Source organism: Chryseobacterium nakagawai (assembly GCF_900637665.1).
GTDB classification, from domain to species: Bacteria; Bacteroidota; Bacteroidia; order Flavobacteriales; family Weeksellaceae; genus Chryseobacterium; species Chryseobacterium nakagawai.
Genome location: NZ_LR134386.1, coordinates 4,932,657 through 4,954,736, shown reverse-complemented (window position 1 = coordinate 4,954,736; position 22,080 = coordinate 4,932,657). Strand labels below are relative to the sequence as shown.

The 22,080-nt window shown below is 33.1% G+C and carries 23 protein-coding genes and 2 tRNA genes; 20 read left to right on the top strand and 5 right to left on the bottom strand.

Features of this window, described 5'->3' with window-relative positions; all coding sequences use genetic code 11:
* Window positions 1-65: 65 nt before the first annotated feature.
* From EL260_RS22300 to EL260_RS22255, 10 genes are all read left to right on the top strand, one after another.
* Window positions 66-1,025: a gliding motility protein GldB-related protein gene (locus EL260_RS22300; protein WP_123857690.1), complete on the top strand. Its 960-nt coding sequence runs from the start codon at window positions 66-68 to the stop codon at window positions 1,023-1,025.
* Window positions 1,026-1,151: 126 nt separating this feature from the next.
* Entirely contained in the window at window positions 1,152-1,940 is a 789-nt protein-coding gene (locus tag EL260_RS22295) for an AraC family transcriptional regulator (RefSeq protein WP_123857689.1), read from the top strand.
* A 97-nt stretch (window positions 1,941-2,037) separates the two neighbouring features.
* Entirely contained in the window at window positions 2,038-2,652 is a 615-nt protein-coding gene (locus tag EL260_RS22290) for a hypothetical protein (protein ID WP_123857688.1), read from the top strand.
* Between the two features lie 4 nt (window positions 2,653-2,656).
* Window positions 2,657-3,760: an agmatine deiminase family protein gene (locus EL260_RS22285; RefSeq protein ID WP_123857687.1), complete on the top strand. Its 1,104-nt coding sequence runs from the start codon at window positions 2,657-2,659 to the stop codon at window positions 3,758-3,760.
* Between the two features lie 362 nt (window positions 3,761-4,122).
* On the top strand, window positions 4,123-4,755 hold the full coding sequence (locus tag EL260_RS22280) for an HdeD family acid-resistance protein (RefSeq protein ID WP_123857686.1): 633 nt from the start codon (window positions 4,123-4,125) through the stop codon (window positions 4,753-4,755).
* A gap of 287 nt (window positions 4,756-5,042) precedes the next feature.
* Entirely contained in the window at window positions 5,043-5,489 is a 447-nt protein-coding gene (locus tag EL260_RS22275; protein ID WP_164466564.1) for a hypothetical protein, read from the top strand.
* Between the two features lie 119 nt (window positions 5,490-5,608).
* A complete protein-coding gene (locus EL260_RS22270) occupies window positions 5,609-5,896 on the top strand; it encodes a DUF7683 domain-containing protein (RefSeq protein ID WP_123857685.1) in 288 nt (95 codons plus the stop codon).
* A 52-nt stretch (window positions 5,897-5,948) separates the two neighbouring features.
* Complete coding sequence (locus tag EL260_RS22265) at window positions 5,949-6,263, top strand: hypothetical protein (protein ID WP_123857684.1); 315 nt, start codon at window positions 5,949-5,951, stop codon at window positions 6,261-6,263.
* A gap of 67 nt (window positions 6,264-6,330) precedes the next feature.
* Window positions 6,331-6,531, top strand: a complete 201-nt coding sequence (locus EL260_RS22260; protein ID WP_123857683.1) for a hypothetical protein — start codon at window positions 6,331-6,333, stop codon at window positions 6,529-6,531.
* A gap of 145 nt (window positions 6,532-6,676) precedes the next feature.
* Window positions 6,677-6,883 carry a hypothetical protein gene (locus tag EL260_RS22255; RefSeq protein ID WP_123857682.1) on the top strand — a complete coding sequence of 69 codons (207 nt, stop codon included), beginning with the start codon at window positions 6,677-6,679 and terminating at the stop codon, window positions 6,881-6,883.
* Between the two features lie 105 nt (window positions 6,884-6,988).
* On the opposite strand, the gene EL260_RS22250 is transcribed toward EL260_RS22255, so the two are convergent.
* Both EL260_RS22250 and EL260_RS22245 read right to left on the bottom strand, forming a co-directional pair.
* Window positions 6,989-7,059: transfer RNA gene (locus tag EL260_RS22250), tRNA-Gln, on the bottom strand.
* A gap of 154 nt (window positions 7,060-7,213) precedes the next feature.
* Window positions 7,214-7,284: transfer RNA gene (locus EL260_RS22245), tRNA-Gln, on the bottom strand.
* A gap of 99 nt (window positions 7,285-7,383) precedes the next feature.
* On the opposite strand from EL260_RS22245, the gene EL260_RS22240 reads away from it, so the two are divergent.
* From EL260_RS22240 to EL260_RS22220, 5 genes are all read left to right on the top strand, one after another.
* On the top strand, window positions 7,384-8,412 hold the full coding sequence (locus EL260_RS22240) for an AMP-binding protein (RefSeq protein WP_123857681.1): 1,029 nt from the start codon (window positions 7,384-7,386) through the stop codon (window positions 8,410-8,412).
* Window positions 8,413-8,469: 57 nt separating this feature from the next.
* Window positions 8,470-8,862 (top strand): alternative ribosome rescue aminoacyl-tRNA hydrolase ArfB, encoded by a 393-nt coding sequence (arfB, locus tag EL260_RS22235; protein WP_123857680.1) that lies wholly within the window; start codon window positions 8,470-8,472, stop codon window positions 8,860-8,862.
* 50 nt (window positions 8,863-8,912) lie between these two features.
* On the top strand, window positions 8,913-9,551 hold the full coding sequence (locus EL260_RS22230) for a porin family protein (RefSeq protein WP_123857679.1): 639 nt from the start codon (window positions 8,913-8,915) through the stop codon (window positions 9,549-9,551).
* Window positions 9,552-9,849: 298 nt separating this feature from the next.
* Window positions 9,850-10,230, top strand: a complete 381-nt coding sequence (locus tag EL260_RS22225) for a GreA/GreB family elongation factor (RefSeq protein WP_123857678.1) — start codon at window positions 9,850-9,852, stop codon at window positions 10,228-10,230.
* Window positions 10,231-11,176: 946 nt separating this feature from the next.
* Entirely contained in the window at window positions 11,177-12,151 is a 975-nt protein-coding gene (locus EL260_RS22220; protein WP_045500886.1) for a deoxyhypusine synthase family protein, read from the top strand.
* Window positions 12,152-12,328: 177 nt separating this feature from the next.
* Here the strand turns inward: EL260_RS22220 and EL260_RS25735 are convergent, their stop codons facing one another.
* Window positions 12,329-12,475, bottom strand: coding sequence for a hypothetical protein (locus EL260_RS25735; RefSeq protein ID WP_164464444.1), 147 nt, complete (start codon window positions 12,473-12,475; stop codon window positions 12,329-12,331).
* A gap of 88 nt (window positions 12,476-12,563) precedes the next feature.
* On the opposite strand from EL260_RS25735, the gene EL260_RS22215 reads away from it, so the two are divergent.
* The gene (locus tag EL260_RS22215; protein ID WP_123857677.1) at window positions 12,564-12,860 is read left to right on the top strand and encodes an MGMT family protein; all 297 of its coding nucleotides are present in this window, start codon (window positions 12,564-12,566) and stop codon (window positions 12,858-12,860) included.
* Between the two features lie 522 nt (window positions 12,861-13,382).
* On the opposite strand, the gene EL260_RS22210 is transcribed toward EL260_RS22215, so the two are convergent.
* Both EL260_RS22210 and htpG read right to left on the bottom strand, forming a co-directional pair.
* The gene (locus EL260_RS22210; RefSeq protein ID WP_123857676.1) at window positions 13,383-13,784 is read right to left on the bottom strand and encodes a helix-turn-helix transcriptional regulator; all 402 of its coding nucleotides are present in this window, start codon (window positions 13,782-13,784) and stop codon (window positions 13,383-13,385) included.
* 436 nt (window positions 13,785-14,220) lie between these two features.
* Window positions 14,221-16,113: a molecular chaperone HtpG gene (gene htpG / locus EL260_RS22205; protein ID WP_123857675.1), complete on the bottom strand. Its 1,893-nt coding sequence runs from the start codon at window positions 16,111-16,113 to the stop codon at window positions 14,221-14,223.
* 155 nt (window positions 16,114-16,268) lie between these two features.
* Here htpG and EL260_RS22200 point away from each other — a divergent pair, with 155 nt between their 5' ends.
* The 4 genes from EL260_RS22200 to EL260_RS22185 all read left to right on the top strand — a co-directional run bounded on the left by EL260_RS22200 (window position 16,269) and on the right by EL260_RS22185 (window position 22,072).
* Window positions 16,269-19,157 (top strand): alpha/beta hydrolase family protein, encoded by a 2,889-nt coding sequence (locus tag EL260_RS22200; RefSeq protein ID WP_123857674.1) that lies wholly within the window; start codon window positions 16,269-16,271, stop codon window positions 19,155-19,157.
* 98 nt (window positions 19,158-19,255) lie between these two features.
* A complete protein-coding gene (locus tag EL260_RS22195) occupies window positions 19,256-20,767 on the top strand; it encodes a hypothetical protein (protein WP_123857673.1) in 1,512 nt (503 codons plus the stop codon).
* Between the two features lie 183 nt (window positions 20,768-20,950).
* Window positions 20,951-21,820, top strand: coding sequence for a glycoside hydrolase family protein (locus EL260_RS22190; RefSeq protein ID WP_123857672.1), 870 nt, complete (start codon window positions 20,951-20,953; stop codon window positions 21,818-21,820).
* A gap of 42 nt (window positions 21,821-21,862) precedes the next feature.
* On the top strand, window positions 21,863-22,072 hold the full coding sequence (locus EL260_RS22185) for a hypothetical protein (RefSeq protein ID WP_123857671.1): 210 nt from the start codon (window positions 21,863-21,865) through the stop codon (window positions 22,070-22,072).
* Window positions 22,073-22,080 lie beyond the last annotated feature (8 nt).

Sequence of the window (22,080 nt, the reverse complement as noted above, 5' to 3'; positions counted from 1 at the left end):
AGATATGGTTTTTGGAAACTTTTTAAGTAGTACAGAAACCATATTTTATTTTAAAAGTACCCTAGATGAAACGTTTATTCTGTCTGCTGCTCACTTGCCTGTTTTCAGTTTTGGCTGTTGCTCAGAAGCATGATTTTAATACTTATATTGAGACTTCCGATATCCGGAATTTCTGGACAGCCTATGATGAGGTTGAGAAGTTTAATAATCCGGAAGAAAAGATATTCACATTTCAAAAGTTATATGTTGATAAAGCAACTCCCGGTTTAAAAGATTTTGTTCAATCAAGGAACTTTACTTCTGAGCAATGGATTGAATCTTTTGAATCAAAGCCAAAATTCTGGAAATCTATCAGAAGTAAAACAGAGCAAATTCAAAAAGATTTTAAAAATATAGAAAGCCTTTATCAAAATTTCAGTTGGTTATATGCTGATTTTTCACCACCTAAGATTTATTTTACGATGGGAAACCTTAAAGGTGGCGGAACAGTAATCAACGGGAATCTTATCATAGGTTCTGAACTGGCTGCTTCAGATAAGACAGTGGACTATTCTGAGCTGTCCAAAAACTATCAGGACAGGATGAAGATCAATTCAGGAATTATTTTTCTTACTGCCCATGAACTGGTCCATACTCAACAAAATTTAAGAGGAACAAAAACCAATTTATTAGGGCTTTGCTTGAAAGAGGGATCTGCAGATTTTATAGCAGAGCTATTAACCGGGAAAAAAGTTGAAGCTCCTTATATAGATTATGGAATGCATCATCAAGATTCTCTGTGGAATGATTTTCAAAAAGAAATGAAAGCTGATAATTTTCAAAACTGGTTATCCAATACTGCTGTCATCAAAGACAGACCTGCGGATCTGGGATATTTTATGGGATATATCATCACCAAAAGATTTTATGAAAGATCTGGAAATAAAAAATTGGCGATCAATACTATCATGAATCTGGATTTAAGTAATACAACTGAAACAGAGAAATTTTTAGATAAGTCAGGATATAAAACTGAAGCAAAGTAAAATACCAAACACCTCTTTTTCTTACCTTAGTAAAAGAATAATATGATCTGTTTGTTATTTCTATAGTAATACTTGTATGAATAGCCTCATAGAGATTAAAACAGTTTCATAGCGAAAATTTATGGTATGCAGGTTAATTTTAATGAGATACAAAAAATTATCGACCATATTGAAGCCAATTTTGATAGGGAAGTAACTGCTCATGAGATAGAATCAATGTCTCATTATTCTTACCGTAATTTTCAACGCATTTTTTTTAAACTTTTTAATGAAACGATTTCCGGGTTTCAAAAACGTCTGCGTTTGGAGAACGCCTATAAAAAACTGATCTATACAGAAGATAGTCTTTCTGAAATAGCATGGCAGGTGGGATATTTTAATATTCAATCCTTTTCAAAGGCATTTAAAAAACAATATTCTATTTCTCCGGCAGAAGCAAGGAAACAGAAACAGGATGTCTTCAAAGAATTTATAGAGAACCATGATACAGATCTGAAAATTGAGATCAAATATAAAGATACAGTATCCGTTTATTGTAAATTTATAAAAGCTAAAAATTATAATAATCAGGAAATTGATGCATTATGGAAAGAAATTGAACCGGATGCTGAGATATTTGAAGCCGCTTATGGAATCATCCGTGACCAACCTCTGATAACCAGTCATTCACACTGTAGATATGGTGCGGCAGTAATCACAGATGAAGAGATTAAAGGATTGGTAAAAAGCGAAATTTTTGGTGGGAAATATGCAAAGTTCACCCACCATGGCCTTTATGGAAATATTTTGGAGACTTATCGTTCATTCTATCAATCATGGCTTTCCGGGAAGCAGTTTTTGTTGGATAATTCCGATGTTATTGAAGAGTATGAAAACGCAGAGGTTACTCATATTTATTTTCCATTGTATGAGTAAGATGTCCTTTTAGGACAAGAATTGATTTTTTGAGTTTTTAATTTTGCATCAGTAAATGACGGTAACGGGAGTTTATCAAGCAAAATTAAAAAAAACAATGAAAAAATATGTATTTCTCCTCATCTTGCTGATTCCTTTCGGTTGCAAATCGCAGATTTCTGTCCAGGCATATGCCGGCAATAAAGAAACTGAGATATTGGGGATCTATGATAAAGACTTCGGAAATAAATGGAATTATTTTGCATCGGGAACTATAGGTTATGACTATACTCTGAAAAAAGTAAATCCTGAACTCTATCAAAATATTAATTATGGAATTGGGAAGAATCTGGGGATTTCTGCGGGTATCCATATTTCTGATAAAGATATTATGCCCTCTGTTGGGTTGGCGTACGGAAAAGCAAATGATGTTTTTGGAATAAGTGTATTTCCAGCATTAACGTATTCTACGGATGCAAAAGAACTTGGATTAGGTTTATATACTTTAATGGAATACACGCCAAAGATTAATGAAAGGCTAAATTTTTACAGCATGTTGATTGTAGAGTCTGATTTCAGTTTTAAAGAACATCAAGCCAGCAGCCAGGTTATTCGTCTGGGATTAGAGAATAAAAAGAAAATGCAGTTCGGAATAGGAAGTAACATTTCCCAGACAGGAAACAGTTATGAGACTGATGTCAACTTCGGAGTATTTATTGGAAAGAAATTTTAACGATATGAACAAATTATTCACACTTACTTTTATATTAGGTTTTATGTATACTATGGGACAAACCTATCATTTTCCTGAAGAATCTTCACTGCACGAAGGAACCTGGCTTCAATGGCCTCATCATTACCAGCATGGTAATACGTACCGTGAAAGAGTAGAAAAGACCTGGGTTGATATGACAAAAGCATTACAGTCAGGGGAAAAGGTCCATATTATTGCTTATAATGAGGATGAGAAAAAAAGGATCATCAAGATTTTAGAAGAAAATAAGATTCCGATGAAGAATGTGGATTTTAGAATTTATCCTACTGATGATGTATGGATCAGGGATAACGGACCGATCTTCGTAAATGATAATAAAGGAAATGTATTGATTGAAGATTGGGGATTCAATGGCTGGGGCGAAAAGTTTGACTTTGAAAATTGTGATGAAATTCCACAACGCATAGGGACAGATCTCGGAGTAAAGGTTATTAATTTGAATGAAGAAATGGTTAACGAAGGCGGATCAGTAGAAACAGATGGAAACGGAGTTCTGATGGCTTGTAAAAGTTCAGTAATCAGCCAGAAGAAAGGAGCTACTAGAAATAAAGGGATTACACAGGAAGAAGCTGAAGAAATGTTTGAAACCTATTATGGAGTATCTAAAGTGATATGGCTGGATGGTGTTACCGGATTAGATGTTACAGATATGCATATTGATGGTTTCATGAAGTTTGTCAACGCATCTACGATGATAACCATGAATGAGGATGACCTTTTAGAACTTGGACTTTCCGATAAAGATATTAATACACTTTATACTGCTTCTAATACTGAAGGGAAAGAGTACAAGAAAGTATATTTGCCCGCTACTAAAAATAAAGTAAAGACAGCTTATGGTAAACAGCTGGATGAAAAAGGGTCTTACGTTAATTATTATGTTGCCAACACCGTAGTTTTAGTTCCTAATTATGGAGATCCTAATGACCAGGTAGCTAATCAGATTATTCAGAAGCAATATCCTGGCAGAAAAGTAATAGGGATAGATGTAAGAAACTTATATGAAAATGGTGGTATGGTACACTGTGTTACTCAACAGCAGCCTGCAGGAAAGTTGATGAAGTAAGATAAGGTCTTCATTAGAGCATTATGATACTTTCCATAATATTAGGAATTTGGGTGTATCATAATGTTTTTTTTGTTAATTTTTTTATGTAAAATATATATTTACCTATTTCATTTTCTTTATTTGTAGAAAATGTTAGTAAAAAGATATGGAAATTAGTTGTTAAGTAGGTTGTATGATTAAGATATAATGTCAGTTATTCAATGATTTACATAATGTTTTATGATTTGGTCTGTTATTTTTTTGTAAATTAGTAATGAAAGGTTATTCAAATTCAAGTGAAAATTATAATCCTTTTTTTCAATTCCGGCGGACAAGCCGAACACCGCATCACAAAGTAGGCAGACCCAAAAAATACTCCTATGGCTAATCTATTTCAGACACTTACCAACACCGTTAAACATTGGTATATTCCATTGATCTTTGGAATTCTTTTTTTGATCTGTGGTTTTTATGTATTCAGTGTACCGCTTGCAACGTATGTAACACTTTCTATCTTTTTCAGTGTTTCATTCCTATTCTCGGGGATTACGGAAATATTCTTTTCCATACAAAACAGCAAATCTCTTCAGGGATGGGGCTGGTTTCTTGTAAGTGGACTTTTGACTACAGCAATTGGTATTTATCTGATCGCTTATCCACAGATTTCAATGTCTATTCTTCCGTTTGTAGTAGGATTTACCCTTTTATTCCGTTCTTTTCAGCTACTGGGATTCGCTTTTGATCTGAAAAGTATGAAAATAATGAGCTGGGGAAATGTTGCTTTGGCAAGTGTAGGAGGAATAATTTTTTCTTTATTGTTGATATTCAATCCTGTGTTTACAGGAATTTCTTTGGTAACCTTAACTGGTGTTTCGTTTATTTTTATGGGAATTGCTTCTATTATGTTAGCTTTAGATCTTAGAAAAGTTAAAAAGATTCCTGGAAAAGTAAGTCAGGAACTTAGAGATAAAATAAAATCTATTCAGGATGAAATTGATGACCTTAAAAAATAACTGATTAGCAAATAATAACAAAGATCTCCAAGGGAGGTCTTTGTTGTTTTTAATGAGAATAAAATTTGATTTTGAACTCGATAGCCTTGACAAGACTATTGAGTCTTTCCTAGTGAATCTTCACTATACTTAAAATATTTTTTCAAGGGCAATTTGCCAGAATTTTTAATTCTTATTTTCCAGGCTTTTCTTTCCCTTGTTTTTTATTAAATTAGCTTTAGTCTGAAATAGCTAATTATTTGATGATAGTGTTAGAAATGAATTACTTTTAAATACTCCATAGAAATATGAAAAAAATAGTACTAATAACCTGTACGGCTATATCTACAATAGCATTTTCTCAAAAAAACTCAAGTAAAGGAGAAACTAAACTGGTCAACAAATATGAAACAAGACAACCTCAGGATTTCTCTGTTCCCCCGCCACCGGTTAATCCTTTTCCAGCTCAGTTTCCTGATGGAAATAAAGCATTTATAAAAAAGATTGAGCAAAACTTAAATAAGGATGCTTTGATCTCCTTGTCGAAAGCCCTTACCACAGAACTGATTGTAAAAGTAGATGGTGAGGGTAATGTTATCAATATTTCAACTTATGGGAAAAATGAGATATTTAATAATGAAGTAAAAATAGCTGCTACAAAATCTACAGAGAAAATAAAATGGGTTGCAGGAAAGAATAGTAAAGGAGAGAAAGTGGTAGATATTGTGAGAATTCCGTTTCGTTATAAAAATTAATAATTACAGGATAAACTATCTGATCTATCAAAGTATCTTCTCACCGCAGATCTGAAAATAAAAAATCAGTCTCATTTTGAAGTAATTTTTTATGATAATAGTTGATAAGGTAAACGCAGATGAAATATAAAATACAAAGAGCTATAGAAGAATATAATATAGATGATGGATATATCCATAAAGATTATCCACTAACTATTACAGCAGAGGAAATTATACACGTTTTAGATGATTTTGTACTCAATGAAGATGATGATGAAAATGAAATTTATGATCAATATGAGTTAACAATGGAGCAGCTTGAGAAATTAAAACCTTTTCTTGAAAATAATCTCAATGAAGATTTTGATCGATATTTATATCAATTAGCTTGTTATGACCAATCAGATAGTGATGAAAGTGAGTGATCCTATTTATAAATGATAAGGCTTTATAAGTTGTTTAAAAAAGAATACATTTATGGAAAACAATAATCCGGTTTTGAAAGTTTCAGATATCAAAAATCTTATCAGGTATCTTTCAGATGAATTGAATAAACTGGATGATGCAGATGGGGTAGAATTACATGATGATTTATATTGGAATATTCTGGATAATGAATTATATAATCCTTACCATGAACCTGCAAAACTTACAATAGGAAGTCTTACTGAAGATTGGGAATTCTTACAAAAATTTCGAAGCGGAGGACGGGAGATGATTGATTATGATTTGTATAAATTAGCTTCAATATTAAAGTTTCTGGGAAAGAATAATATTATGAAGAAAAAGTAGTATCTTATTTTTTGTAAAATTACCCATTATCAAAAACAACAAGAATAAAAAATAGTGATTAAATACAATGGCATTGATAACATTATTGATAGGTTTAGTTCTTATTTATTTTAAATTAAGCTCTAAAGAAAATGTCTTTAACGTGAAAAGATATGATGATTCTATGTATGATGAAATGCTTTATTATAGAGGATGGGTTGTTGCTGTTTTATTAATCGTGGTTTCTTTGGCAGCTCTTTTTAAGAATGCTATAGATTTCATTGCATAAAAGTACTTATCATTAATACTGTCTTCCGTGAACAATCAATAAAAATCCGACTCTAAAAACGAGCCGGATTTATTTTTGTTATGGGTTTCCGTATTTTTTTATTTAAACCTTACTCTAGTTTTGTTGAAATTTAAAAGCTAGAAACATGAAAAAAGTTTTATTATTGCTGGTATTGATATCAACTACTATCGTTTATTCTTGTGAAGGAAGTAACGAGGAATCAGAATCTACAGGATATTGTACCTATAATGGGCATACACTTTATACGGGTGAAAAAGGAGGGTGTTATTATCTATCTTCCGGAGGAAATAAGGAATATGTTGATAAGAGTTATTGTAGAAAATGTAACTAAAAATTTGAAGGAGAACCAAAACAGATGCTTGTAGTATCTGTTTTTTATTTGTTTCTCAGATTACATACATAAAAGCAAAAACCACTCTTTAAAAGAGTGGTTTTGTAGACCCACAGGGATTCGAACCCCGACTGACGGTACCAAAAACCGGAGTGCTACCGTTACACTATAGGTCTGCTTTATTTTGGTTTTGCAAATTTATATATTTTTTTCTTATTTACAAATTTCTTTCTTGAAAATTCTGATTTTTTATTTAAAATAGGATCTAATTTTTATAGAAAAATTAGATATATAACGTAAAAAAAAACCATCCTTAAAAAGGATGGTTTGTAGACCCACAGGGATTCGAACCCCGAATGACGGTACCAAAAACCGGAGTGTTACCGTTACACTATAGGTCTGTTTTATTTTGGTGGTGCAAATTTACAGCTTTTTTCTTTAGATGCAAGAACTTTTTGATTTTTTTTTTAAATTTACTGAGGATTTTATTTACGGAAAATATGCTGATAGACTTCAATAATCTCAATATTAATCAATTATCCTTTCATTCGGAATTTGAAAAAAAAGTTGAAAATTTTTTAGAAGAATGGGCTTCTGAAGGAGAAACTGTAAAAGTACAGACTTCAGGCTCTACAGGAGTTCCTAAAATTTTTGGGATCGAAAAAAGAAAAATGATGAATTCTGCAGTCATGACCTGCAATTTTTTAGGTTTAAAAGACGGGAATGTAGCATTATTATGCCTGCCTGTAGAATATATTTCAGGTAAAATGATGGTGGTGCGTTCTATGGAAAGGAAATTACAGTTAATAGTCAGAGAACCATCGTTACGTCCTGTGGAAAACCTGAACCAGGAAGTAGATTTTTGTGCTATGACTCCGCTTCAGGTAGAAAACTCATTGGATAAACTACATCTGATCAAAAATTTGATTATCGGTGGAGCAGCCGTTTCCGAGAGTTTAAAAAATAAAATTCTTCAGATGAATCTGGACCGTTCAAACCGGATTTTTGAAACCTATGGAATGTCTGAAACACTTTCACATATTGGTTTAAAACAGTTGATGCCTGAACCGGAAGAATATTTCACCGTTTTTGAAAATGTTTCCATTTCTTTAGATGAAAGAGGCTGTTTGACTATCTTTGCTCCTGATGTGAATGCAGAAGTATTGGTAACTAATGATTTAGTTGAAATTAAAAATAGTAGACAGTTTAAATTTTTGGGAAGAATAGATAATGTAATTAATTCAGGTGGAGCGAAAATTTTTCCGGAAGCTTTGGAGGCATTAATCAAAAAAGAAATTCCAAACGAAGCCATCTTTATAGGATTACCTGATGAAAGTTTAGGCCAGAAATTGGTCTTAATCATTGAAGGAAATCAGTCTGATGCGATTATTCAGAAAATTTCTACAGTTCCTTTTGATAAGAATTTTCACAAGCCCAAAGAAATTATTTTTGTAGATAAGATTCCAAGAACGCCTAATGGAAAGGTAAGCAGGCTGGAATTGTATAAACTTATTATAGAAGATATTTAAGAATGTTTGTTTCCCGATTTATGATCTTCGGGATCTAAATGATCAAAATTTTAAACAATGAAAGAATTTTCAAAAGAACTCAGTTTCAAAACTTCCCGAAGCAGTGGAGCGGGCGGGCAGAATGTCAATAAAGTAGAGACATCCGTGACTGTACTTTGGAAAGTCACAGCTTCTGAATTGTTTAATGAAGATGAAAAAGCATTGATTCAGGAAAAACTTAAAAATAGAATCAACGCTGAAGGTTTTTTATTCCTGACTGTTTCTGAAAGCAGAACTCAATTAATGAATAAAAACAAAGCTATTGAGAAAATAATGGAGATCGTAAATAAAGCCCTTATTGTTCCTAAAAAAAGAACCGCTACAAAGCCGTCCAGAGCTCAAAAACAAAAGCGGTTGGACAGCAAAAAGAAGCTTTCTGATAAAAAAGAAAATAGAAGATTTAAATTTTGAGTTGCCTGTTTCACGGAAAGCCCTATTTTTGCCGGAAATTTTTTTAAAAAATGATAAAAAAACTAATGCTACTGGGAGCTATTTCGACTTCTTTACTTTCTTACGCCCAAAAATTTTCATTTATCCCCTCTGTAGGATATGGTTGGAGAGTTGCTGAAACACCTTCGGGACTTTCAAAACAGGAAAAAGATTACATCAAAGGATTAAAAAGCGGACTTCATTTTGATCTTTCTGCTTATTATCACGTGAACAACGTTGGAATCGGGGTGAAATTTTCTAATTATAGCGCATCAAGCAATGGAATGATCACTGTAAATAATTCTCAAAGAGGTACCATCTCCGTGCCGGTAAGTACAACAGATAATATTACGTTTATAGGGACTTCTATCATGTATTCCAATTATAACGAGCCAACAAAACATAAACTGTTTGTCGATGGATCATTAGGGATTATTTCCTATACCACAAAAACCGGCAATGTAAAAGGAACCGGATCTAACATAGGATTGGATGCAGGTTTTGGGTATCAATATGCTCTGTCTAAAAATATTTTTATAGGACCGAAATTAAGTGTGACAGCAGGAACATTAACCAAAATGAAAATTAATGGAACAACAATGGAACTGGGTGATGCAAAAGAAGGATTAACCCGAGTTTCTTTAAGTGGAGTGGCTACATTCCATTTTTAAGTTCTATCTTTGTTAGAATTAAAATAACAAAATAATGACAGCAACAATCTTTTTATCAGCAGAGCGCCGAGGAGCAGGATTGCTGCTGTCATTACTGTATTTACATACTGATTCTTTTCTGAAAAGTTCCAAGGACTTTATCAATTAAGCCCTGTCAGGATCCAAGACAGGGAAAATATTCTGAAATTTTATTTATTGTTTTTTTTGCGGTTTTCTATAGAAGAAGGCAGGTTTTTGTCTGGATTCTACATTGGATCGTTCGTGAAATACTGCATTTTTAATCTTAAAAATTGAAAAAATGTCCGATCATATTACAGTAACTACAGGAATTTATGATGCTATAAAAGATACACTCAGAAGAAAAAGAGTAAGCATCGATGAAGAGAAAAGATTAACTAATGAATTGAGAAAAGCCAAACAGGTACTGAGAAGAGATCTACCTGCAGATATTGTTACAGTTAACAAAAAAGTGACTTTAAAAGATCATACTCTGGATTTTGAACACGAATATATTTTTGTGCCTTCTACCCGAGAGAAACTTAAAAAGAATAAACATTCCATTCTTTCGAATATTGCTTTAGCTGTAGTTGGATACAAAGTGGGAGATATCATCGACTGGCCTTTTAAAGAAGGTGAAAGAAAAATTGAAATTGTAAAAGTGGAAGCCTGGGAAGGATAACACTTTGTCATATAGGGTTGAATTTACGAAGAAAACGTAGTCCATTTTGGGCTGCGTTTTCTGTTTTTAGAATGAATACCTTTGAATATTTTGGCCATAATTTTATACTATATAAATAAATTTTTATTTTCTTATTAATTACATTAAATAATTATTTAGTCAAGATCTATATTTCACAGTTTAAAAGTTCAAAATTTGGTAAATTAAAGATGTTTTTAACTCTATTTGTAGTGATTTATTAAGAAAATTAATAAATGTTTTATATTTTAATTCACCCTCAATTTTTTTTATGAAATAAATAGAATTCAAAAAGCTCCTATTGATCGAGAGTATACTGTTTTTTTTGTCTATTTAAATCTCAATTTTATGAAAAATAATATATCTCTTTAAAGGGAGTTTATTTTTTCTAATGTTTTTTTTCTCTGTATGTATTATATTTGCTATAAAGTTAGTCAATTTGCATGTTTGTAAATAAATTTTTTATACACTTTTAAGTGAATAAATGTTGGAAAATTTATTTTTAATTATGAATGAGTCTATACTTTTTCTAGGGATGCTTTTCCTGATTATTTTAGCAATGATAAGTTTTATTATTGTTTCTAAAAGGACAGGAAAGTAAAAAGTGATTGCGAATAATAGTACACAATCACTTCATTGAGTTTTTAATTTAAATAGTCCGCTTTGCAGAGCGGATTATTTTTTAGTATACAAATATATACTTTCTTTTTGAAAAAAAATAATTTATCACTTTTTTGGGATAAAAAACATTTTTTATTATTTTATATCTCTATTTACTGTATTCTATTAGACTTTTTATCATTCATAATATTATAAAACAACTTTAAAATATTTAACAAATGATAAAAAATCACTCCTCTATGAGACTTTCTTCAAGTGCTTGGGCTGCATTCCGTTTTTAAGTTTTATCTTTGCAAAAATTAAAAAAATGAGCAAACCGATAACTGAATTCATAGAAAAGTATTACCTGCACTTCAACGCAGCTGCATTGGTGGATGCTTCTAAAGGATATGTTGCACATCTTAAAGATGGCGGAAAAATGATGATTACTTTGGCAGGAGCAATGTCTACTGCTGAGCTAGGAAAGATTCTTGCTGAAATGATCCGTCAGGGGAAAGTAGATTTTATCTCTTGTACAGGTGCCAATCTTGAAGAGGATCTAATGAACCTTGTAGCACACTCTCACTATGAAAGAGTTCCTCATTACAGAGATTTGACTGCTCAGGACGAGTGGGATCTTTTAGAGAGAGGTCTAAACAGAGTTACAGATACTTGTATTCCTGAAGAAGAAGCTTTCAGAAGATTACAAAAGCACATCGTAGAAATCTGGAAAGATGCCGAAGCTAAAGGAGAAAGATATTTCCCACACGAATTCATGTATAAAATGATTCTTTCAGGAGTATTGGAGCAGTATTATGAAATTCCTAGAGAAAATTCTTGGATGATTGCTGCAGCAGAAGCTAATTTACCAATCGTAGTTCCTGGATGGGAAGATTCTACAATGGGTAACATCTTCGCTTCTTACTGTATCAAAGGAGAGCTTAAGGCTACGACAATGAAATCAGGTATCGAATATATGACTTACCTTGCTGATTGGTATACTAAAAATTCAGCTGGAAAAGGAGTTGGGTTCTTCCAGATTGGTGGAGGTATCGCAGGAGATTTCCCTATCTGTGTAGTACCAATGTTGTATCAGGATATGGAAATGCATGACATTCCATTCTGGTCTTATTTCTGCCAGATCTCTGACTCTACTACATCTTACGGTTCTTATTCAGGAGCAGTTCCAAATGAAAAAATCACTTGGGGTAAATTAGATATCACTACACCGAAATTTATCGTTGAAAGTGATGCGACCATCTGTGCACCATTGATGTTCTCTTATATTCTAGAGAATGCTTAAGAAATAAACTCTTTACGAGAGTACAATAGGGCGCTTCCATTTTTGGGAGCGCTTTTTATTTTTAGGCTTCATTTTTTTTAATCTCACAGAATCTGCGTAATCATCAAAATCTGCGAGCCAATATTTAAGCATCATTGGAATCTGTGAAAATCTGTGTTATTCGCGGGAAAATAAAAGTTAATCCAACGAATTAACCAGTACAAAATATCGGTACGCCAGAATTCCCTTTTCAACTTTTGTCAGTGTGTTTGGGTCCTTATTACTCAGCTTCGGAAGAACCTTTTTATTAATTACATTCAGTAAACGGAAAAGTGATTTTTTCATATCTTTATCTTTTAATGAAACATCATTAATGCTATAAGCGTTCAAAAATGATGCAAAAGCTCAACTTATTTTTCATAAGACTTTAGATATGGACGAAATTTTCAAACAACAGGTATACGAAGTAGCCAGACTTATCCCAAAAGGAAAAGTTTCTACCTATGGAGCTATAGCAAAAGCTGTAGGTTATCCCAATCATTCCCGCCATGTAGGAAAAGCGATGGGAGGTTGTCCTGAAGATGTTCCAGCTCACCGCGTCATTTCCAGCTCAGGAACATTATCTGTTCCGGAGTTCCAGAAGAAGTTGGAAGCGGAAGGAATTACTGTAGAAAACTTAAGAATAAAAGGTTTCAAGAAATTATTTTGGGACCCAATGAACGAACTATAAAGCTGCTTAAACTTTTTATAAAGCAATAAAAGGCACAAAAGATTTTAAACACTTTAGTCTATTTTAGTGACAAACTAAATGTTGAGAAGAGCACTTAAGTTAAAAAATCAAAGATTTTTTGTCTGAGTATTGATCGGCGGGTAAAAAATTATTCTCAATCATCTGTGTATATCTGTGGAATCTGTGGTTAAGTTTAATCAGGTTTTATAATAAGTTTTTCATAACACTATCAGATACAAAATAGATTTGTGCATTCGTGGTCAAAAATAAGTGCCTATTATAATGCAAAGTTTCTATTTTCAAGCTGCCATATTTTGAGAAAGCAAAGATTGAATCAATGGAATTGATTCTTATTAAGCGAACGCATAATTATAAAGCTTAATCAGTAACAAAGTTGAACTCTCTTAGTCTTCTAAAATAAAACTTTCGAATCGCTAATTCTTTGCGTGAAAAAATAAGTAAAAAAAATCACTCATATCATTGATATGAGTGACACAAATATTTTTACAGCTTAAAACTGCATTATTTCTTAGCTCTTGTAGGAGCTTGAGAATTCTTTAGTTCCTCTTTAAGCCTTTCGTTTTCTTCTTTTAATATAGTAATATATCCTTGCAGACTTTCAATAACAGCCCCTGGAATATTATCATAGTTATTCTGGTTAGTGATGGCCCCTGCAGAAATAGATTTATCATTAAAAACAGGATGGTCATAATTAACAACTACTGTAGCTTCCTCATCTTCATAAATATCTTCAACAGGTACTTCTAAGAAACGGGCAAGTTTGTCCCATTCATCCTGGACGATTCTTACATCACCACTTTCTTTTCTGCTATAATTAGATACATCTGTAGCGATGTAGTCAGCTACCTGCTGCTGAGTATAGCCTTTTTGCTTTCTGATGATACGTAATTTTTCTTTTTGCATGACCTACATTTTATACAAAAATGGCAAAAAAGCACAATGTATACAATAGAAAACTGAAAAAATACTGATGAAGTTTCACTATTGTGGGATGATAAACCACAATAGTCACAAAAGTTTTATGATGAAACACATCTTTAAAAAAAATTACATTTATTTTTTTGCTACGAACACTCGAATTTTTTATTAAAGCTCATATATGAAACACTATATTCTATGTACCTATTTGGTTTCAAATTTTTTACCACATAGATACATAGGTTATAAGTGCAATTAAAATTATTCGTGCATTCGTGGCATTTTTAAGCATTATACAATTTTATAGTAGATAAAATCTTTGCGCCTTAAAGTATCCTGTATGAAAAAAACTTGCGCCTTAGCGTTTTCCAACATTTAATACAAAAAAAAGACTGCTTCATTCGAAACAGTCTTAAGTAAATTATTTTTCAAGTTGCTTATAGCTTCTCTGTATAAAATCAGTCAGGTCTTTTCCTTTCAGTAGGTTTTGAGAAAGTTTAGCAAGATCTAAAGCGTATTTGATTAAGCTTTGTTTCTCTTCAGTATTCTCGGTTTTTAAAATCTGATTAGAAAGTTCACTGTTGGAATTTACAACTAAGTTGTACATTTCCGGGAATCCACCCATTCCGAACATGCCACCACCACCGGTTGCCTGCATTTCTTTCATTCTTCTCATGAATTCGGGTTGAGTAATGGTAAATGGAGCATCATTGCTGTCAAGGTCTTCAAGCTGAACCGTGAATTTAGAATCCTGAATGGCTTCTTCTACATTCTTTTTCAAAGATTCTTTTTCAGTTTCATTCAGTTTTGAAATAACGGGCTCATCTTTCTTGATCAGATTGTTGATATGATCTGCATCCACTCTTGCGAATGAAATATTTTCCTTTGTTGTTTCCAGTTTCTGGATAACGTGGGAAATGATTGGAGAATCTAATAACAGGACTTCATATCCTTTATCCTTTGCAGACTGAATATAGCTGTGCTGTTCATCCGCATTGGTTGCGTAAAGAATTACAAGCTTGTTGTCTTTATCAGTTTGAGTAGGCGTGATTTTATCAACTAACTCATTCCAAAGGAAATATTTTCCGTCTGTTGTTGGATATAATGTGAATTTATCAGCTTTTTCAGCAAATTTCTCTTCTGTAACCACTCCGTATTCGATGACAACTTTAATATCATTCCATTTTTGTTCGTAGTCTTCACGGTTTTCATTGATTAAAGAAGCCATTTTATCAGCTACTTTTTTAGTAATGTAAGAAGAGATTTTCTTTACTGCACCATCTGCCTGAAGATAAGAACGGGATACGTTCAACGGAATATCCGGAGAATCAATTACCCCTCTTAGAAGCATTAAGAAATCCGGAACGATCCCTTTTACTTCATCCGTTACGAATACCTGATTTTGGTATAACTGGATTTTATCCTTATCAATATTTAAGTTGTTGCTTAATTTAGGGAAGAATAAAACTCCTGTAAGGTTAAATGGATAATCAACATTCAGGTGAATATGGAATAGAGGTTCTTCAAACTGCATTGGATACAATTCATGGTAGAACTTCATATAATCTTCGTTGGTCAGATCACTTGGAGCGATAGTCCATGCCGGAGTAGGGTTGTTGATGATATTATCTACTTCTTCAGTTTCAGCAACCGCATCTTCCGGTGCGTCTTCCGGTAAAGGAAGTGTATGTGTTTTTGTTCCGAATTTAATAGGAACAGGCATGAATTTGTTATACTTTAATAACAATTCACGGATTTTTGCTTCTTCTAAAAACTCTATAGAATCTTCTGCAATGTGAAGAATGATTTCTGTTCCTCTATCAGTTTTATCAGTTGTTTCTTCAAGGGTGAATTCCGGGCTTCCGTCGCAGATCCATCTTACTGCGGGTTCGTCTTTATAAGATTTGGTAAGGATTTCTACTTTTTCAGCTACCATGAAAGCAGAGTAGAACCCAAGTCCGAAGTGTCCGATAATTCCTGAATCCTTTGCGGTATCTTTATATTTTTCCAAAAACTCTTCAGCTCCTGAGAATGCAACCTGGTTGATGTATTTTTCAACCTCTTCACCGGTCATACCAATACCCTGATCGATGATACGTAACGTTTTCTGTTCTTTATCAATTTTAACTTCAAGCTTAGGATTTCCATATTCTACCTTTGCTTCACCAATACTTGTTAAATGTTTTAGTTTTAAAGTAGCATCCGTAGCATTAGAAATCAGCTCTCTTAAGAATATTTCGTGGTCACTGTAAAGAAACTTTTTAATAAGTGGGAAAATATTTTCCACCGATACATTAATATTTCCTTTCGTCATAATATTTTAGATTTTTTTATTTTCAAATCTTTCTCAAAAAAAATACCATTGGGAAGAAAGTGACAGAATGACATTTTTTCGATAGATAGAACTGAAGAATCGTATGGATTTGTCAAAGAAATACCCTATTTTTAATCCTTTAAAAAAAATTAAAAATGAAGTTGAAATGTACAATTTTTATTCTGTTCATCATGGCTTGCAGTCTGTATGGGCAGAAGAAGCCTTTGGACCATTCTGTCTATGACAATTGGCAAAATATAGGTGCGAGAAAAATCTCAGATGATGGAAAATGGATTGCCTATTCTGTAGATGTTCAGGAGGGAAATCCTAACCTTTTTTTATATTCAATTAAAAATAAAATTTCAAAGAAATTTGAGAGAGGGACAAAAGTTGATTTTACAGGTGATTCCAGATTTGCTGTTTTTCAGATCCGCCCATTGTATAAAGATATAAAAGCGGTAAAAGATAAAAAGCTTAAAAAGAATAAACTCACAAAAGACAGTCTTGCAATAATGGATGTTTTGAATGGTCAGACGGAGAAAATTCCTAATGTAAAAACATTTAAAATTCCTGAAAAAACGGGTTCTTATGTGGCCTATCTTCTGGAAGATACAAAAGATAAGTCTTCAGATAAAGAAGATGGTGATGAAAATAAAGAAGAAGATAAAAATGCAAAACCTTTGCAATTGGTCGTGCGAAATCTTTTGGATGGGAAAAGTACGACATATGATAATGTAATCCGCTATGAGTTCAGTAAAAATGGTAAGCAACTCGCTTTTGTGACCAAGAAACCAGAGGAGAAAAAGGATAAAAAAGAGGAAAAGGATTCAACGGATGGAAAATCTGAAGATAAAAAAGATAAAGATACTGATAAATCAAAACCAAAGAAATACACTCTTGAAACCGTACAGATAGTAGATTTGCAAAAAGGAACGATAACTAAAGTTTCGGAAATGGAAGGTGATTTTTCACAATTATCTTTTGATGAGATAGGAAGCCAATTGGCATTCGTAGGAACTTCTTCTGCGCAAAATGATTTAGTGAAGCTATACAATTTGTATTACTTTAATTTTAAAGGAAATAAGCAGGAATTAATCACCAATCAAAATACCCAAATGAAAAAAGACTGGGTAATTTCTGAAAATCGTGCACCTTTATTCAGTAAAAATGGAAAGCAACTGTATTTCGGTGTTGCTCCAAGACCTATTGCAAAAGATACCGCAATGATTGCGAATGACCATGCTGTGGTGGATATCTGGAATTACAGAGATGATTATCTACAAACGGTACAGCTTAAAGAATTGAAAAATGATTTGAAAAAATCTTACGCTGCAGTAATGCAAACAGAGAAACCTGATTTCTTTAGGAATATTGATGGGGCAGATCTGGATACTTTACGATTGGTAAACGAAGGAAATGCTGATTTTGCATTGGGAGTTACCAGCTTGAATAATCGTATTTCTTCGCAATGGGAAGGTTCAACAAAGAAAACCTATTTTGTGATTGATAACAAAACAGGAGAAAGAACAGAAATCGTTAAAAACTTAGATGGTTCGGTTGCTGTCTCTCCATTGGGGAAATTCGTTGTAATTTTTGATAGTGAAAAAGGAAAATGGTTGAGCTATAATGTTAAGACAAAACAAACGTTGCCTCTTACTAGTGGATTGCCGGTTTCTTTTGTGGATGAAGAGTTTGATATGCCGGATTTTCCAAACCCTTACGGAATTGCTTCCTGGACGGATAATGATGAGTCTGTCATTATCAGAGACCGCTATGACCTTTGGGAATTTTTCCTGAACGGCTCAAAGAAACCAAGAAATATTACGAATGGATTTGGACGTAAAAATAAAGTAACATTTGATACTTACGATTTAGATAAAGATATTAAGAGTCTAAACCGAAAGTCTTCTATCTATTTGTCTGCATTTGATAATACAACTAAAGCAAACGGGATTTTTAAAACTTCTATCCAGTCAAATACAGATCCTGTAAAAATTCAAATGGAAGAGGTATGGGGATATCGTAGTCTTCAAAAAGCAAAAAATGCAGAAGAATATATTGTAGTAAAAGAATCCTATACAGATTCGCCGAATATTTTTACAACATCAGATTTCTCAAAACAACAAAAAATAAGCGACACCAATCCGCAACAAAACCTTTATAATTGGGGAACGGACGAATTGGTACATTGGGCAACACCAAAAGGAAACACGTCTACAGGAGTTTTATACAAGCCGGAAGATTTCAATCCGAACAAAAAATATCCTATGATTGTCTATTTTTATGAAAAACTTTCTGATAATCTGAACCGTTATGTGGCTCCTTCACCAACCCCTTCAAGATTAAATATTTCTTATTTTGTGAGCAACGGATATTTGGTTTTCACACCTGATATTTCTTACACAGACGGACTTCCCGGTGAATCAGCAATGGAATATATTAATTCCGGAGTTGAAAAACTGAAGCAAAACACTTGGGTAGATGGTACTAAAATAGGAATTCAGGGACAAAGCTGGGGTGGTTATCAGGTAGCTTATCTTATTGCACATACTGATATGTATGCCGCTGCCTGGAGCGGTGCTCCTGTAGTCAATATGACTTCTGCCTATGGAGGGATCCGATGGGGTTCAGGAATGAACAGACAGTTTCAATATGAAAAATCGCAAAGCAGACTTGGAAAGAATCTATGGGAAGCACCGGATCTTTATATTAAAAATTCACCGCTTTTTGCTATTGATAAAGTAAAAACTCCGGTAGCTATTATGAGTAACGATCAGGATGGTGCAGTGCCATGGTATCAGGGAATCGAAATGTTTACAGCATTACGCCGTCTCGGAAAACCGGCATGGCTTCTGAATTATAATGGTGACGATCATAACCTTATCAAACGCCAGAACAGAAAAGATATTCAAATTCGAGAACAGCAGTTTTTTGATTATTATCTTAAAGGAGCTAAAGCTCCGGTCTGGATGACTAAAGGAATTCCGGCCACCCAAAAAGGAAAAGATTGGGGGTTTGAGTTAACAGATGATAAACCTAATTAAAATAAACTCGGCGGAGCCAAAGGCTCCGCCGAGTTTTTGTTTAAACTATTTTGATAACATTATAACAAATAATAAACTGACACAATGGCATTTTTTTTATGATGGGCCTATTGCGAGCTTTTATTATATTTACCGCCAATTTTAACAACAATATGGGAATCTTTGATTTTTTTAAGAAGAAAGACAACAGACAGGAAAATGTCAGTGCTCCGGTTCAGCAGCAAGAAATGCCAGAGGAGAAAATAGTAGAAGAGAAAATAGAGGAAGTGGTAGAGGTAATACAGGATCCAGTATTGGAAACGCCAGTACCACCACAACCTATGGAAGAGAAAAAGGTGAATGAATTATATGAAAAGATCAAGATTTATAGTGATTATATCGTGTATTCTATTGCCCTTCAATTAAGAGGAGATTTTGCTCCTATTTCAGCGTTTGAAAAAGAAGATGGTCAAGTAGAAGGATTTGCTTATATGATTACAGATCCTACCTATGGGCTTTCACCACAAGTCGTGCTTAGCAACATGAAAGAAAAGTTTGAAAACGAGTTGAAAGAAGGGAAAATCAAGTCGTATGCTATTCTTTATCATTCTCAGTTCAATAATGATGGTAACCATGCATTGGCAGTAAACCCGGAAGATCTTAAAGCGATTACAGTTTCTTATCATTTTAATGATGGTGAGCAAAATAATATTGCATTGCCTTATGCTTTCGAGAATGAAAATGTTACTTTCAAAGGCTTTGCTGAATTCTCTCATGAAGAAAACAATGAGATCATGAATAACCAGCTGGTAGACGGTAAAGATTATTTTACAAACAGAGAAGAGATCAAAAGCCCGGAAAGTACAAATGAAGCTGGAATTATCATGAAGAAATCAAATGTTCATTCTCTTGCGAATATGTGGGGTGGGATTTTTGGTTTTCAAAATTTCCAGACTCAGGAAAAATATTCTCAATATTTGATGGAAACAATGGCTTTGTGCAGAGTAGATGAAATACTTGCGGAAGAAAAGACTAAGCATACAGAATTTGCAGATATAAGATTCAAAACGATTATCTCTGAAGATTTTAATACCATTTATCCGGAAGTAAAAACCAACTTCTCTCTTGATTTCGAGACTAAAGAAATTCGTGAATGGGAAAATGTGGATAATAATGAAGCTATCGTAGGAGGTCTTGGAAGAGATACTTTCGGACTTTGGTTTTTCCCTACAGATTATGCAGAAAACAAAACTCAATATCAGACACAGAATAAGCTAAATATTAATTTGAGTGGAATTATTTTCGTGTTAGATCTTCATCAAAGTTTTGATTTACCGGATGGTACGAAGACTGATGAAGAATTTACCGCTTATAAACCAAGCCAGGATCTTCCTGATTATGGATGTATTGACTTTATTGGTAAGGTACTGGATATTAAAGAGAGTGAATTGTTGCCGGATGGAAGTGTAAAAGGATTTATTCTGAAACTAAGACTGATTACCAATACAGAAGTGGAAGACTTCTTCATAGTAGATGCTTTTGTAAGTAAAGAAAATATGAGATTTGCTGCCCTTAGCCTAGGAATGCAGGTTGCAGGAGCCATGCAGTTACAGGGTAAGATTGCAGAATAAAATAAGATAATATCTATATAAAATAAAAACGGTCTGAATGTTCAGACCGTTTTTTAGTTGTAGTTCATTTATTGATAAATTATAAAAAGGCTATACACTTAGCATAAGACTATAAATAGTTGGTCAGTTTATTCATTTCTGTAATATCAAAAATATTTTAATATTTTTAAACAAAAAACTAAAATGTATCTCCTTACCGGAAATGAAATACGATTCAAGTCAAACGATTTAATTACTCTATATTTTCAAAATGATAAATGTGAGGATTATACTACTCAAATAGATAATTTGCTAGATGAGTCTATTGAAAATACGGATATTACAGATTACTCCTTTTATTCCGGAATAGCAGGTTTAGGATGGCTGATTGAATTTTGTAAAGAAAAAAAAATCATTCAAATTAATACAGAATCGTCTCTCGCAGATTTTGATGATCAGATCTATAAATTTACCATTCACTATTTAAGTGAAGATAATACAGATTATGGGGTACTTTTTGATTTATTTAATTATTACTATGCCCGTATCCGGAGTAAAAATGAAAATAGTGATATCAACAGGACCTTTTCATTGTTTATTTGTGCCAATTTAATTTTAAGAAAAATTAAAGTACATAGAATTGAACCGTTACTGACTGATAAAAGAAGGCTGGAGCCGGAAGAATTGCTTTTTGTTTCAGCATTCACATTGAAGCTTACGTATATTTCGGAACTTTCCGGTTTTGCTTCAGATATTTTGTTATTTGAAATATTTGAAAATATTTTCAACTACTTTGAACAAGAATACTCTGCAGTAGATGAAGATTATCTTCTGAGTATTTTACTTTTATTGATTGCAGCTAAACAGGCTAAAAATAAAGTGTGGGAGGAGAAAACATCAGTGCTTTACCAAACGGTGAAAAGTATGCTCTCCAACTCTAAAGAATCCAGTGATGCCCTCTTATTAGGGGAAATAATGGATATTCATTTTAATCATGAAAATCCACAAATCCTTTTGAATAACAAGAAATATTCTAAATTTCTTTGCTTTTATTTGCTTAATTTCAGTAATTAAATCTATATTTGTTGAAATACTTATTATAAACAAATATTACAGATGAAAGATTTAAACAAAAAATTGAAAGTTGCTTCTTTTGAAAGCAACTACGGTAAACTTACTAAAAAAAGTATGTTAAGTGTATTTGGAGGAGGTTCTTGCGGGGCTACAGGAAGTAGCTCTGGATGTGATGCAACTGCTGTTTGCGGTTGCGTAACGCAAACTATTAGAATTCCTAGACCAAAAGGGTTTGAAGATGGAATGGAATAATAACTTAC